Origin of the sequence: Saccharothrix sabaoui, assembly GCF_051756985.1 — a bacterium.
Classification (GTDB): Bacteria; Actinomycetota; Actinomycetes; order Mycobacteriales; family Pseudonocardiaceae; genus Actinosynnema.
In genome coordinates, this window is record NZ_JBPKJK010000078.1 from 1 (window position 1) to 13,962 (window position 13,962).

The window sequence follows — 13,962 nt, forward strand, 5'->3', positions numbered from 1 at the left end:
GGAAGACCGTCAGACGGTCGTGCGCGACCACTGCTGGTTGGTGCCGGTGTTGCACGGGTACTGCTTGAGGACCGCGCCGTCCGCGGTCGAGGCGGCCGGCACGTCCACGCACTTGCCGCTGTGCCGGGCCCGGAGCTGGAAGTAGGAGCCGTTCGCGACCATCTGGAACTGCTGGTTGGCGCCGGTTCCGCAGGTGTACTGGACGAGTTCGGCGCCGTCCGCCGTCGAGGCGCTCACCACGTCGAGGCACTTGCCGCTGTGGCGGCTGACGACGCGCCAGTAGCCGCCGCCGGCGTCCTGGAACTGCCACTGCTGCCACGCGTTGCCGCCGTACGCGTACTGGACGACGCGCGCGCCGTTGTCGGCGTTGGGCTGCTGGACGTCCATGGCCTTGCCGCTGTGCCGCGCGTCGACCCGGTAGAACGTGACCGGCGGGTTCGTGGAGCCGTCACCCCAGGCGTACCGGAGCCGGTCGGCGCCGGAGGCGTTGCGGACGGTCAGGTTCAGGTCGGTGCCGCTGCCGCTCAGGGCGTACATCGAGTACCAGTCGTACCCGATGGTGCCCGGCTTGCCGCCGAGGGCGGGCCAGTAGGTGCCGCCCATCCGGTTGTCGCGCATGACCTGGGCCATCGCGCGGATGTGGCGCACGAAGTTGTCGGCGCTGTTCGCGTCGCCGTAGTCGAGGCCGGTGGACATCGGCGCGCCGAACTCGGTCGCCACCGCCCGGGACGCGCAGTTGCCCAGGCGCGCCTGGATGTGGGAGCGGAAGGCGTCGTAGGTCATCGGGCCGTAGAAGAAGGCGTAGTGGTGGAAGGACAGCAGCGTCGCGGCGAAGCGGCTGTCGTTGCAGACGTCCCGCAGGTCCTGGCTGAAGCCGGTGCCGCCGATGAGCACCCGGCCAGGCACCGCCGAGGTGTGCTGGGCCAGCCAGTTCGCCGCGACGGTGCGCCAGTCCGCCGAGCTGTAGCCGTGCGGCTCGTTCATCGGCTCGAAGTAGACGTTGCCGTTCGAGCCGTAGGCACCCACCACTGCGGCCCACATCGCGTTCCACGCGGCGGGGTTCGTGATCCTGCCGCCGGAGGCGGCACCGTCCTCCCAGTAGGCGAGGATGACCTTGAACCCCCGCTCGGTCGCGGCGTCGACGGCGCCCCGGTAGGCGTTCCACCAGGTCGTGTCGGCCACGGTGTGGGTGTTGACGGGCAGCCGGACGGTGTTGACCCCCAGGGTGGCGGCCATGTCGTCGTAGAGGGCGTTGGCCTTGGCCCGCACCGTCGCGTAGCTGTCGGACCGGTTCAGGCCCTGCACGACGAGCGCACCGGTGCTGAAGTTGTCGCCCAGCACGGCCCAGTTCATGCCGCGGAACTGGCTGGTGGCGGCGTTCGCGGGCGGCGCGGGGGCGACGAGCGCCGCCGCCGCGGCGAGCGCGGTCACCGCGAGGGCGAGGAGCGACCGGCGCGACGACCGGGTTCTCCCCGGTGACTCCGACGGGCGACCGCCGGGTGCCGTGATCAGTGTCATGGAACGTCCCATCACTGGGTTGCGCTGGAGTGTGAACGTGCACATGCGTCGGCGACCGCCCGGCGGGGGAGCCGTCGACGGCCGATCGGGACTTGTGTGTCCATTGAGGACGGAGTCGGTGGTCCTACCTCGGCGGCGGTTCATTCACGCCGCGGATCGACCCGGATCTCCCGTCGGGATCTCGCACGGGGACGTTCGCGAGAGGGTGAAGAGTTCATCGTTGATCTCCTCGGCAACCACAGATGTTTGCGTTAACATTCGCGGCCGTCCCAGTGTGCGAGCAAGTGCCGGCGGTGTCAAGGGCGCGGTCGAGGGCGCGGTCGAGGGCGCACCGGCCGGCCACGGCGGACCTGTCGGTCGCCACTGGTACGTTCCCGCGAGCCCGGGCGGACGAGGTCGAGGAGGACACCGTGGCAGAGGTGGCACTGCGGCCGGTCGAGGACGCCGACCTCGACGCGCTGTTCGAGCAGATGCGCGACCCCGAGTCGGTCCGGATGGCGGCCTTCACCGCCGAGGACCCCGACGACCGCGCCGCGTTCGACGCGCACATGGCCAAGGTGCGCGCCCTGCCCGACGGCGTGCTGCGCGCGGTGACCCTCGACGGCCGCCTCGTCGGCAGCATCGCCTCCTTCGTCGTGGACGGCGACACCGAGATCACCTACTGGGTCGACCGCGCGGTCTGGGGCCGGGGGGTCGCCGGCCGGGCGCTGGCCCTGTTCCTCGACGCGCTCGCGACCCGCCCCCTGCACGCCCGCGCCGCCAGTGACAACCTCGGGTCGCTCAAGGTCCTGCGCAGGGCGGGCTTCGCGGTCGTCGGCACCGAGACCTCCTACGCCTCCGCCCGGAACGCGGAGATCGAGGAAACCGTCCTGCGCCTCGACTGACACCGGCAGGTCACCCGTACCCTTGCCGGATGCGACCCCTCCGGTACTCCGTCAACGTCACCTTGGACGGGTGCTGCGACCACGAGGCGATCCCCGCGGACGAAGAGCTGCACCGCCACCACACCGCGAACCTCGACCGGGCCGACGCGCTCCTCTTCGGACGGGTGACCTACGGGATGATGGAGGCGGCGTGGCGACCGGCCGCGCCGGCGGGGACGAGGCCCGGGTGGGCGGAGCCCTTCGCCCGGACGATCGACGCGGCGCGGAAGCACGTCGTGTCGAGCACCCTGGAGCGGGTCGACTGGAACGCGGAACTCGTGCGCGGGGACCTGGGCGAGGCCGTCGAGCGGCTCAAGCGGGAACCGGGCAGGGGGTTGTTCGTCGGCGGCGTGCGACTCCCGCTGGCGTTGGCGGAGCTGGGGCTGATCGACGAGTACGAGTTCGTGGTGCACCCCCGGATCGCGGGACGCGGGCCGACGGTGTTCGCGGGGCTGTCGGAGCTGGTCGACCTGGCGCTCGTGGACCGGCTGGAGTTCGCCTCGGGGGCGGTGGCACTGCGGTACGAGCCGAGGAGGTAACCCGGTGACCGACTCCCCGACCGCAGCCGCGCCGGCGCGGACCGCCACCCTCGTCGTCGACGACGGCACCGTGATCGCCCACCACCACTGGGACCCCGACCCCGGTACCTCACCGCACCCCGTGCCGGTGGTGCTCCAGCACGGCTTCGCCGCCGACACGCTGGTCGACTGGGCCGGGCGCGGCACGGTCGCCGCCCTCACCGCCGCCGGGCGCACCGTCGTGGGGGTCGACGCGCGCGGCCACGGCCGGTCCGGGAAGTCGCCCGACCCCGGCCGCTACGGCGAACGGCGCATGGCCCGCGACCTGCGCGCCGTCATCGCCACCCTCGACGCCCCCGCCGTGGACCTCGTCGGCTACTCGATGGGCGCGGTCGTCGCGCTCCTCACGGCCGCCGGGGAACCCGCCGTGCGCAGGCTGGTCGTCGGCGGCGTCGGCGCCGCGGTCGTCGAACTCGGCGGCGTCGACACCCGGGTCCTGCCCGACACCGTCCTCGCCGAAGCGCTCCTCGCCGACGACCCCGCCGCCCTGCCGCCCGAGGTCGCGGGTGTGCGCGCGTTCGCCGAGGCGCTGGGGGCGGACCTGCCGTCCCTCGCCGCGCAGGCCCGTTCCGTGCACCGGGGCGTCATCAACCTCGCCGCCGTCACCGCCCCGACGCTCGTCCTCGCCGGCGACGACGACCCGCTCGCCGCACGTCCCCGGGTGCTCGCCGACGCCGTTCCCGACGCCCGGCTCCGCCTGGTGGCGGGCGACCACGGCAGCACGGGCGGCCACCCCGACTTCCGGGCGGCGATCGTCGACTTCCTGCGCGGCTGACGAACGGCACCGCCCGCCACCGCGCGGACCCGGCGACGCCCTCCACCATCGACGCGGTGGATACCCGGGGTCAGCAGAAGTGATTTCCGCGCGGCGGCGGTGATCCCGAGACTGGGGGTCAGTGGTGCCGGTCGCCGAGGACCGGCAGGCGCACCGGTCCCGCCGGTGCTCCCCGACCCGGGAGGACCGCCGTGAGGGGTGCCGACGGGGGGTCCGTGCTCTCCCGCGTGGTGCGGATCTTCGAGGCGTTCGACCAGGACCACCCCACCCTGCGGGTCACCGACGTCGCCCGCCGCGGCGGCCTGCACCTGGCGACCGCGTCCCGGCTGGTCGAGGAGCTGGTCCGCCTCGGTTGGCTGAGCCGCGACGAGCACCGCCGGGTCGGCGTCGGCGTGCGGATGTGGGAGCTGGCGGTCCGCGCCTGCCCCGCGTCGGGCCTGCGCGAGGCGGCGATGCCGTTCCTGGAGGACCTGCACGCCGTGGTCGGGCACCACGCGCAGCTGGCGGTGCCGGCCGACGGCGAGGCGTTGTTCGTCGAACGCCTGTCCGCGCCCGGCGCGGTCGCCGCGGTCACCCGGATCGCCGGCCGGCTGCCCCCGCACGCCTCGTCGGCGGGCCTGGTGCTGCTCGCCTTCGGACCGGTCGAGCGGCAGGAGCGGGTGCTGGCCGGTCCCCTGCGCCGCTACACCCCGCACACCGTGGTCGACCCGCGCCGGCTGCGCGCCCTGCTGGCGGCCGTGCGCCGCGACGGGTATGCCTTCTGCCCCGGGTTCATCGACGAGCACGCCACCGGCGCCGCCGTGCCGGTGCGGGACGCGACGGGCGCGGTCGTCGCCGCGCTGTCGGTGGTCGTGCCCAACGACGACGACGCCCGCACGGCCGTCCCGGTGCTGCGCGCGGCGGCGCGCGGGGTGTCGCGGGCGCTGGGCCAGCGGGCCCGCGGGAGGTTCCCTCTCGACCAGTGAGAGCGCCGTGGTGCCGCGGACCGCCGCGGCGGCACCCTCGGACCCCACCGGCAACCCCGAGCAGCCCGGGAACCCCCGAGGAGCATCGATGACGATGAACCCCGCCGAGAACGCGCTGGTCGAACTGGTCGTGGTGGACAAGTCGCCGGTCGCCGACGACGTCGTGGCGCTCACCCTGCGCGGCCCCGCGCGGGACCGCCTGCCGGAGTGGGCGCCGGGGGCGCACGTCGACCTGGTGCTGCCGGGCGGGCTGGTCCGCCAGTACTCGCTGTGCGGTGACCGGTGGGACCCGTACGACTACCGGGTGGCGGTGCTGCGCGACCCCGCGGGTCGCGGCGGTTCGGTGTTCGTGCACGACGGGCTGCGCGTCGGCGACCGGGTGTCGCTCGGCGGTCCCCGCAACAACTTCCGCCTGGTCCCGTCCCCGTCCTACCTGTTCGTCGCGGGCGGCATCGGCATCACCCCGCTGCTGCCGATGGTCCGGCAGGCCGAGCTGGTCGGCGCCGACTGGCGCCTGCTCTACGGCGGGCGCAGCCTGCGCGGCATGGCGTTCCTGCCCGAGCTGGCCGCCTACGGCGACAAGGTCGTCGTCGTGCCGCAGGACGTGCGCGGCCTGCCGGACCTGGCCGCCTGGCTGCCCTCCCCCGGTTCGGCCACCAAGGTCTACTGCTGCGGCCCGGCCGCGCTGCTGCGGGCGGTGGAGGGGTTGTGCGCCGAGCACCCGCCGGGTCAGGTGCGCACGGAGCGGTTCGTGCCCGAGGACCGGGGCGCGCCGGCGCGGGACGAGCCGTTCGAGGTCGAGCTGCGCCGCTCCGGCCGCAGCGTGGTCGTCGCGCCGGGGCAGTCGGTGCTCGACGCCCTGAACGGCGTCGGGGTCGCCGTGCTGTCCTCCTGCCGCCGGGGGACGTGCGGGACCTGCGAGACCACCGTCCTGGGCGGTGAGCCGGACCACCGCGACTCGATCCTCGACGACGCCGAGCGCGCCTCGGGCGACTGCCTGTTCCCGTGCGTGTCGCGGTCGCGCTCCGACCGCCTGGTCCTCGACCTCTGACCACGAAGGAGTGGTTCCGTGTCGACCTCCCCGACCTCCCCGACCTCCCCGCGCGTGCCGCACGCCCCGACCGTGCCGACCACCGACGCGGACCCGTTCTCCCCCGACGTGCTGGAGGAACCGACGGCGTTCCAGGCGTGGCTGCGCGACGCCGGGCCCGTCGTCCACCTCGACCGGTACGGCGTGCACGCGATGGGCCGCTACGAGCAGGTGCGCGCCGCGCTGGTCGACTGGCAGGGCTTCCGGTCCGCCGCCGGGGTCGGGTTGGGCGACTTCCGCCACGAGGGGCCGTGGCGCCCGCCGAGCCCGCTGCTGGAGGCCGACCCGCCGCACCACGACGCGCCCCGGGCGGTGCTGTCGGGGGTGCTGGGGCCGCGTGCGCTGCGGCGGTTGCGCGCCGAGTGGTTCGCCGACGCCCGGGACCTGGTCGACGAGGTCGTGGCCGAGGGCGAGTTCGACGCGGTCACGGGGCTGGCCCGGGCGTTCCCGCTGCGGGTGTTCCCGGACGCGGTCGGCATCCCGCGCGAGGGCCGGGAGAACCTGCTGCCCTACGGCGACCACCTGTTCAACGCCTTCGGGCCCCGCAACGACCTCGTGCTCGCGGGACTGCCGCGCATCGGCGGGCTCGCCGGCTGGGTCGACGCGCGGTGCGCCCGCGAGGTGCTGTCCGACGACGGGTTCGGCGCCGCGATCTGGGCCGCCGCCGACCACGGCGACATCACCCACGAGCAGGCCCCGCTGGTGGTGCGCTCGCTGCTCTCCGCCGGGGTCGACACCACGGTCCACGGGCTGGCGGCGGTGCTGCACGCCTTCGCGACGCACCCGGAGCAGTGGCGGCGGTTGCGCGCCGAACCGCACCTGACGCGGGTGGCGTTCGACGAGGCGGTGCGCTGGGGGTCGCCGGTGCAGACGTTCTTCCGCACGGCCACCCGGGACGTCGAGGTCGCGGGGACCGTCGTCCCCGAGGGCGGGAAGATCCTGTTGTCCCTCGGCGCGGCCAACCGCGACCCGCGCAGGTGGGCCGACCCGGACGCCTTCGACCTCTCCCGCGACCCGTCCGGCCACGTCGGTTTCGGCACGGGCCTGCACCAGTGCGTCGGGCAGCACGTCGCCCGCCTGGAGGCCGAAGCGCTGCTGACCGCGCTGGCGGCCCGGGTCGAGCGCCTGGAGGTCGCCGGGCCGACCAGGCGGCACCACAACAACACCCTGCGGGCTTGGGACTCCCTGCCCGTGCGGGTCCACCCCGCGTAGTGCGGCTCTGTGCCAGGACGCGCGCCGGTCGGGAGGCGCGGCGCGAGGAGGCGAAGAACCCCTTCGAGTGATCCCCGGGCGCCTGGGGACCCCGCGGTCGGGGTCAGCGGCGGTCGGGGTCAGCGGCGGTCGGGACGGGTCAGGAACGGGCTCGTGCCGTCGGTCCAGCCGAGGAACCGCACGCCCGTCCCGCCCAGTGCCGTCCCGTCCGCCGTGAAGCGGCCACCGCCGAGCACGTGCAGCAGACCGTCGACCGCCGGTTCGAGCACGGTGCCGCGCGCCTCGCCCGCCAGCCTCTCCGCGTGGGCGAGCCGCACGGCGGGCTCGCAGAAGCTGAGCAGGAACAGGGCCTGCCGCCACGCGTACGCCGCGTTCTTCACCTGGATGAGCGCCGCGTGCCGGTGGTCCGGGCGCTGGGCCAGCCTGCGGAGGGTCCACCCGAACGCCTGCCACGCCGACCGCGGCGCGTGCTCGCGCAGTTCGTCGGTCAGGTCCAGGCCGTCGACCAGCACGGCGAGGTTGTGCGTGGTGAGGACCTGGCTCTGCTCCAGCACCATGCCGTTCGCCGCGGTGGAGCCACCGGGGGTGCCCGCCCGCCGCCGGCACAGCGCGGTGAAGTCCTCGGCGGTCCGCTTGCCCCAGCGCAGGACCGCGCGCCGGGGTTCGGGCCAGTCCGCCGGCAGGTCGTAGTAGTCCGCGTAGGGCGTGCCGGCCAGCAGGCGGCTCGCCACCACGCCGGCGTCGCGCCACTTGGTGGTGAACGTGCCGGTGAAGATGTCCGCGGCCACCTCCTCCACGAGCGGCAGCGCCAGCCCGGCCTGCTCCGCCTGCGCCCTCAGCTCGGTCACCAGCGGGTTCGGCAGCAGGGCGTGCGGGAACGCGGTGAGGGCCAGCACGACGGTCTGCCGCAGGGCCCGGTGGGCGGCCTTGGTGTTGCTCGGTTCGGGCGAGCGGTAAAGGGCGAGCGCGTCCACCCAGGGCAGCTCGGTGAACCGCACCTGGTGCTCCAGGTTGAGCAGCAGCAGGCCGCGGCGACGCCGGAACGCGGTGTAGGTCCGCTCGTGCAGCCCCGCCACGACCGGGTCGTCGATCGCCGCGCTCAGCAGCCGCGCGGTGAGCTGCGGCAGCACCTTCGCGAGCGTCTCCCCCGACGTGAGCACGCCGAGGCGCACCAGCTCGTCCGCCGGCGCTTCGAGCGCCCGCGCCGCCTTGCGCACCAGGTGGTCGGGCATCGCGGTGCCGCCGGGGACCTCGGCGGTCGCCTCGGTCCCGGACACCGCGGCCGTCACGACGTCGAGCGACGGCAGGCCGCCGTCCGCCGGGTACCGGTCCAGCCTCGTGGCCAGCACGCCGGCGAGCGCGGCGTTCGTCGGCGCGGCGACGGTCGCCACGTGGGTGGCGCGCCACGCGGCGCGCCGCGCGGTCCCGGGGACGCCGCGGCGGCTCACCGTGCCCGCGATGACGCGGCGGACCCAGCCGGCCTCCCGCGCGGTGAGCGCGTCGCCGCCTTCCGGGCAGGACTCCAGCGCGCGGTGCAGCCGCGCGAAGTTGCTCTTCGGGTTGGTCTGCCTGCCCGAGGGCGCGTGGGTGCGGCACGTCTCGGCGAAGTCCGCGAGCCACTCGGCCCGGGACGCCGCCCAGTCGGCGGGCCACACCCGGCACGGCCGGCCGCCGCGCACGTCCCCGTCCTCCCCGAGGTGCGGCAGCTCGCCGTCGACGGTGCGGCACCACAGCGCGACCAGCCGCTCGTAGAGCGGGTCCCACACGGTCAGCGCGTCGCGCATCGCGGCGAGCTGCGCCGGCACCCGCACGGAGCGCAGCGACCCGACGACGTCCGCCACCGAACCGAGGCGGACGGCGGAGCCGGAGGGCCGGGCGACCGGTTCGAAGGGCGGCACCAGTCGCAGCCGGTGCATCAGCGGGCGCAGTTCGGCGACCAGGTCGAGGGCCTGTTCCGGGAAGCCCTTGTCCAGCAGCAGCGCCACGACGGGCAGTGCCGCGTCCTCCGGCACCTCGACCCGGTAGTGGCCGCGGCGGAGCACGTCCAGCAGCTCGGCCTGGCCGGCGTCCCCGAGGTACCAGAGGTTGAGCCGCTCCCGCCCGTTCCCGCCGGGCACGTCGTCCGGGAGGGAGGCGACGCGGGCCGCCTCGTCCTCGGACAGCGGCACCTCGGCCAGGTGGCGGCCGGTCGCGAACCCGCCGTGCGCGACCTCCGGCGTCACCCACGCCGGGGTGTCCGCGACCGGGGTGCGGGAGCCGATCGCGAGCGTGCCGTCGGCCATCCCGGTGACGACGTCCTCCCAGCGCCGCAGCGTGCGCAGCGCCCGCTCGCGGTCGGCCCCGGTGCTCGCCGAGGCCACCGCGTCCAGCGCCCGCGCCAGTCGGCCGGTCGCGTAGCCGGGTGAGGCGGTGCGGAACTCTTCGGGCATCACGGACTCCACGGTCGGTCGGCCGTGGAGGCGGGATTCGAACCCGCACCCTCCCCGACCGAAGCGGGGCGATCTGCCGTTGATCCACTCCACGAGTAGCCGGATCGTATCGACCGCGCGCCCCGGCCGCCCCCGGTTTACCGGTGGGGTTCGCCCAGCCGGTCCTCGTCGGGGTGCCGGGGGCCGAGGACGGAGAGGAGTTGCAGCTTGTCGTAGCTCTCACTGCCCGGGACGGCGGTGTGGACGAGGAGCAGGTGCCCCTGGACGGGGTCGAGGAGCGTCTGGCAGTTCAGTTCGAGGAAGCCGAGGTCGGGGTGCACGTAGCGCTTGACCTCGTTGTAGTGGATGCCGATCTCGTGCTCGTCCCAGACGGCGCGGAACTCCTCGCTCTCGGCGAGCAGCAGTTCCTGGAGGTAGGCGGCCCGTGAGCCGGGCCCGCCGAGCGTGACCATCTTGCGCAGCCCGGCGACGAAGACGCGCGAGTGCAGCGGGTGGTCGTCGGGGTGGTACAGCGCCCGGGTGGCCGGGTCGGTGAACCACCGGTAGCAGATGCTGCGGGCCGGGCCGGTGTAGCGGGTGGTGTCGCCGGTGAGCGCGACGCCGAGCCGGGTCTGCCGGAGCGTCTCGCCGAGTTCGGTGACGATCTCGGCGGGGGTGTCGGCGAGCCGGTCGAGGATGCGGAGCAGGCCGGGGCTGATGTGCTCGCTGGTCGTGCCCCGCGCGGGCGGGTTGTGGCCGGCGAGGCGGAACAGGTGGTCGCGTTCGTCGAGGGACAGGTGCAGCCCCTGCGCGATCGAGGCGATCATCTCCTCGGACGGGCGCGGTCCGCGTTCCCGCTCGATCCGGCTGTAGTAGTCGGTGGAGATGTGGCAGAGCACGGCGACCTCCTCCCGGCGCAGCCCCGCGGTCCTGCGCCGCGGTCCGCGCGGGAGACCGACGTCCTCCGGTTGGAGCGACTCGCGGCGGCGGCGCAGGAACCCGGCCAGCCCGGCTCGGTCGATCACGACTGCTCCCCCTCCGGCTCCGGTGCTGGTCACCATCCTGGCACCCGCGCCGGGCGGCTGCCTCGGACTGCCGATCCCCCCTTCCGGGGACGTGGCGGGGCCCGGTGGGCCTGGGATCGACAGGCCGTGGATGTCCCCCGCCGACCGGGCGCAACCTGGTCGCACCCCTCCCCGACGAACCAGGAGCCGCACGTGGCACGCACTCGACCGGACATCACCGTTCCCGACCTCTCCGGGAAGCTCGCCGTCGTCACCGGCGCCAGCGACGGCGTCGGACTGGCGCTGACGGCCCGCCTCGCCGCCGCCGGGGCGGAGGTCGTCATGCCCGTCCGCAACCCCCGCAAGGGCGAGGCGGCTATCGCCCGGATCACGCGGCAGCACCCCGGGGCGGTCCTGTCCCTGCGGGAGCTGGACCTGTCGTCGCTGGGCTCGGTCGCCGCGCTGGGGGCCGTGCTGCGCGCCGAGGACCGCCCGATCCACGTCCTCGTCAACAACGCCGGTGTGATGACCCCGCCCCAGCGGCAGACCACCGCCGACGGGTTCGAGCTCCAGTTCGGCAGCAACCACCTGGGGCACTTCGCCCTCGTCGCCCACCTGCTGCCCCTGCTGCGCGCGGGACGTGCGCGGGTGACATCGCAGCTCAGCATCGCCGCGAACCACTACGCCGTCAACTGGGACGACCTGAACTGGGAGCGGTCCTACCGGGGTGGCCGCGCGTACAGCCAGTCCAAGATCGCGCTCGGCCTGTTCGGGCTCGAACTGGACCGCCGCAGCCGGGCCGGCGGCTGGGGCGTCACGAGCAACCTCGCCCACCCCGGCATCGCCCCCACCAACCTCCTGGCCGCGCGACCCGAGGTCGACCGGGCGCGGGACACCGCCGGCGTGCTCCTCATCCGCGCCCTCTCCCGGCGCGGCATCCTGGTCGGGACGGTCGAGACCGCGCTGCTCCCGGCCCTGCTGGCCGCCACCTCGCCGGACGCGCGCGGTGCGCGCCTGTACGGCCCCGGCGGTCCCGGGCACCTGTCCGGCGCGCCGGCCGAACAGGCCCTGTACTCCCGGCTGCGCGGCGAGGAGGACGCCGAGCGGATCTGGCGGATCTCCGAGGAGCTGACCGGTGTCACCTTCCCCGCGGACGAGCCGACCCACCCCGCCGCGGGGGTGCCGTCCGGTCCGCGGGGCGACCTCGGCGCGTGATCGACGCGCCGGACCCGGGCACGGGCACGGGGCGCTGACGACCGCCCGGCCGGCAGCACCTCGTCCTGCCCGGGGCGGCGCGAACGACGACGTGGCGGCCGGGGCAGTCCGCCCGGGCGGCGTGCGCCGCGTCGTGCCGCCCCGGACGTGTTCGGCCGCCGCCCTGCCACCCCGGACCGCCGGCTGCCGCCGACGCGCCCCCGCACCGCTCTTTCATCCACATGCGACAGTGGAAGCTAAAGCTACCGCAAGGACTTTTAGCACCCGCGCGCGTTGACTGGCCGAACGGGGCGTGACTACATTGACTCGCTGATCAAAGTCTATCGGTCCCACTATCGAAACTTTCGACCTTCGGTGGACGTCCACCGCAGCGGCACCCGTCGCCACCGACGCCGGAGCCCCCGTGCGACGCGGCCGGTCCCGACACCGATGTCAGGAGACGACACATGTCAGCACCAGCAGGGCGTGCGCGCCGCGTCCTCGCCGTGACGGCCGCCGCCGTCGCGGGCACGCTCGCCGTCGGCCTGGCGGTCGCCGCGCCGTCCACCGCCGGGCCGGGTTCGACGCTCGGGCAGCTCGCCGCCGCCAAGGGCCGCTACTTCGGCTCGGCCACGGACAACCCGACGTTGACCAACGCCCCCTACACCGCGGTGCTGGGCAGCGAGTTCAACCAGATCACCGTCGGCAACACCCAGAAGTGGCAGTACACCGAACCCAGCCGCGGGCGGTTCGACTACACCCAGGCCGACCAGATCGTCGCCTTCGCCCAGGCGCACGACCAGATCGTGCGCGGCCACACCCTCGTGTGGCACAACCAGCTCCCCGACTGGGTCGCCGGCGTGCCCGCCGGCGAGCTGCTCGGCGTGATGCGCAACCACATCGCCAACGTGGCCGGCCACTACCGGGGCAAGGTCGTGCACTGGGACGTGGTCAACGAGGCGTTCGAGGAGGACGGCACCCGGCGGCAGTCGGTGTTCCAGCAGAAGCTCGGCGACGGCTACCTCGCCGAGGCGTTCAAGGCCGCCCGCGCCGCCGACCCGAACGCCAAGCTCTACTACAACGACTACAACATCGAGGGCATCGGCGCCAAGAGCGACGCCGTGTACGAGCTGGTGAAGTCGTTCAAGCAGCAGGGCGTCCCCATCGACGGCGTCGGCATGCAGGCCCACCTCGTCCTCGGCCAGGTGCCCGCCACCCTCCAGCAGAACATCAAGCGCTTCGCCGACCTCGGCGTCGACGTGGCCATCACCGAGCTCGACATCCGCATGCGCACGCCCCGCGACGCCGCCAAGGACGCCCAGCAGGCGCGGGACTACCGGGCCGTGGTCGACGCCTGCCTGGCCGTGACCCGCTGCGTCGGCATCACGGTGTGGGACTTCTCCGACGGCCACTCCTGGATCCCCTCGGTCTTCCCGGGCGAGGGCGCGGCCCTGATCTACGACGAGGGCTTCGCCAAGAAGCCCTCCTACTGGGCCGTTCACGAAGCACTCGGCGGCACCACGACCACCACCACGACGACGACCACCACGACCGGCGGGAACGGCAGCGGCTGCACCGCCACCTACCGCGTGACCGGCCAGTGGCACGGCGGCTACCAGGTTGAGGTCACCGTCCGCAACACCGGCACCACCGCCACGACCGGGTGGACCGTCAGGTGGGCCCTGGCCCCGGGGCAGACCGTGGGCAACGCGTGGAACGGCGTGGCCACCGTCACCGGCCAGGACGTGACCGTGCGCAACGCCGCCTACAACGGCAGGATCGCCGTCAACGCCACCACCGCGTTCGGCTTCACCGGCACCTCCACCGGCGCCAACCCCGTGCCCACCGTCACCTGCGCCACGACCTGACCGCTCGCGGACGACGCGACACCGTCCTTTCCGTCGATCGCGTGGAATGCCAAGCGATGCCCAAGTCCCTGTCGGACGGGCCCACCCCGGCGCACACTGGTGCCCCACCCGGACATCGACCGACGACGGCGAGGTGATGGCTGTGCCGACCTGGACCTGCGTCGTGGTCTTCTGCGCGGTCCTGCTGCTGGTGGCGCACCTGGTCCAACGGCGCGACCGCGCTCGACGGGCGGGGTTGGTGGCACCGGCCGACACCACGGGGCGGTCCGGTGCCGACACGACGGCACGGGCCCGGCTCGGCCCGCACGGTGCCGGCGACGGCTCCACGGCCGGCTCCCACGGCGGTGACGGCGGCAACTGACCCGCGTCCCGCGGGCTGCTCGCGATCAGGTGGAACCGGTCCGCCGCCGGGGGCACGTCGCCCCCG

At 74.5% G+C, this 13,962-nt stretch carries 12 protein-coding genes and 1 tRNA gene; 9 read left to right on the forward strand and 4 right to left on the reverse strand.

What is annotated here, in order from left to right; translation table 11 throughout:
- Positions 1-9: 9 nt before the first annotated feature.
- Positions 10-1,518 carry an RICIN domain-containing protein gene (locus tag ACR807_RS23495; protein WP_438923548.1) on the reverse strand — a complete coding sequence of 503 codons (1,509 nt, stop codon included), beginning with the start codon at positions 1,516-1,518 and terminating at the stop codon, positions 10-12.
- 410 nt (positions 1,519-1,928) lie between these two features.
- Between ACR807_RS23495 and ACR807_RS23500 the strand changes: the two genes are divergently transcribed.
- The 6 genes from ACR807_RS23500 (at position 1,929) to ACR807_RS23525 (ending at position 7,061) form a co-directional block, all read left to right on the forward strand.
- The gene (locus tag ACR807_RS23500) at positions 1,929-2,402 is read left to right on the forward strand and encodes a GNAT family N-acetyltransferase (protein ID WP_438923549.1); all 474 of its coding nucleotides are present in this window, start codon (positions 1,929-1,931) and stop codon (positions 2,400-2,402) included.
- A 29-nt stretch (positions 2,403-2,431) separates the two neighbouring features.
- Complete coding sequence (locus ACR807_RS23505; protein WP_438923550.1) at positions 2,432-2,980, forward strand: dihydrofolate reductase family protein; 549 nt, start codon at positions 2,432-2,434, stop codon at positions 2,978-2,980.
- 4 nt (positions 2,981-2,984) lie between these two features.
- Positions 2,985-3,794 carry an alpha/beta fold hydrolase gene (locus tag ACR807_RS23510; RefSeq protein WP_438923551.1) on the forward strand — a complete coding sequence of 270 codons (810 nt, stop codon included), beginning with the start codon at positions 2,985-2,987 and terminating at the stop codon, positions 3,792-3,794.
- 191 nt (positions 3,795-3,985) lie between these two features.
- Positions 3,986-4,759, forward strand: a complete 774-nt coding sequence (locus ACR807_RS23515; RefSeq protein WP_438923552.1) for an IclR family transcriptional regulator — start codon at positions 3,986-3,988, stop codon at positions 4,757-4,759.
- An 88-nt stretch (positions 4,760-4,847) separates the two neighbouring features.
- Entirely contained in the window at positions 4,848-5,810 is a 963-nt protein-coding gene (locus ACR807_RS23520) for a PDR/VanB family oxidoreductase (protein WP_438923553.1), read from the forward strand.
- A gap of 18 nt (positions 5,811-5,828) precedes the next feature.
- Positions 5,829-7,061, forward strand: a complete 1,233-nt coding sequence (locus tag ACR807_RS23525; RefSeq protein ID WP_438923554.1) for a cytochrome P450 — start codon at positions 5,829-5,831, stop codon at positions 7,059-7,061.
- 119 nt (positions 7,062-7,180) lie between these two features.
- Here ACR807_RS23525 and ACR807_RS23530 read toward each other — a convergent pair whose 3' ends face one another.
- The 3 genes from ACR807_RS23530 to ACR807_RS23540 form a co-directional block, all read right to left on the reverse strand.
- A complete protein-coding gene (locus ACR807_RS23530; RefSeq protein ID WP_438923555.1) occupies positions 7,181-9,490 on the reverse strand; it encodes a hypothetical protein in 2,310 nt (769 codons plus the stop codon).
- A 22-nt stretch (positions 9,491-9,512) separates the two neighbouring features.
- Positions 9,513-9,584, reverse strand: a tRNA-Arg gene (locus ACR807_RS23535).
- Positions 9,585-9,627: 43 nt separating this feature from the next.
- Positions 9,628-10,494: a helix-turn-helix transcriptional regulator gene (locus tag ACR807_RS23540; protein WP_438923556.1), complete on the reverse strand. Its 867-nt coding sequence runs from the start codon at positions 10,492-10,494 to the stop codon at positions 9,628-9,630.
- Positions 10,495-10,686: 192 nt separating this feature from the next.
- On the opposite strand from ACR807_RS23540, the gene ACR807_RS23545 reads away from it, so the two are divergent.
- The 3 genes from ACR807_RS23545 to ACR807_RS23555 all read left to right on the forward strand — a co-directional run bounded on the left by ACR807_RS23545 (position 10,687) and on the right by ACR807_RS23555 (position 13,896).
- Positions 10,687-11,688 carry an SDR family oxidoreductase gene (locus ACR807_RS23545; RefSeq protein ID WP_438923557.1) on the forward strand — a complete coding sequence of 334 codons (1,002 nt, stop codon included), beginning with the start codon at positions 10,687-10,689 and terminating at the stop codon, positions 11,686-11,688.
- 446 nt (positions 11,689-12,134) lie between these two features.
- Positions 12,135-13,535: a glycoside hydrolase family 10 protein gene (locus ACR807_RS23550; protein WP_438923558.1), complete on the forward strand. Its 1,401-nt coding sequence runs from the start codon at positions 12,135-12,137 to the stop codon at positions 13,533-13,535.
- 142 nt (positions 13,536-13,677) lie between these two features.
- The gene (locus ACR807_RS23555) at positions 13,678-13,896 is read left to right on the forward strand and encodes a hypothetical protein (protein ID WP_438923559.1); all 219 of its coding nucleotides are present in this window, start codon (positions 13,678-13,680) and stop codon (positions 13,894-13,896) included.
- The last annotated feature ends 66 nt before the right edge of the window (positions 13,897-13,962 follow it).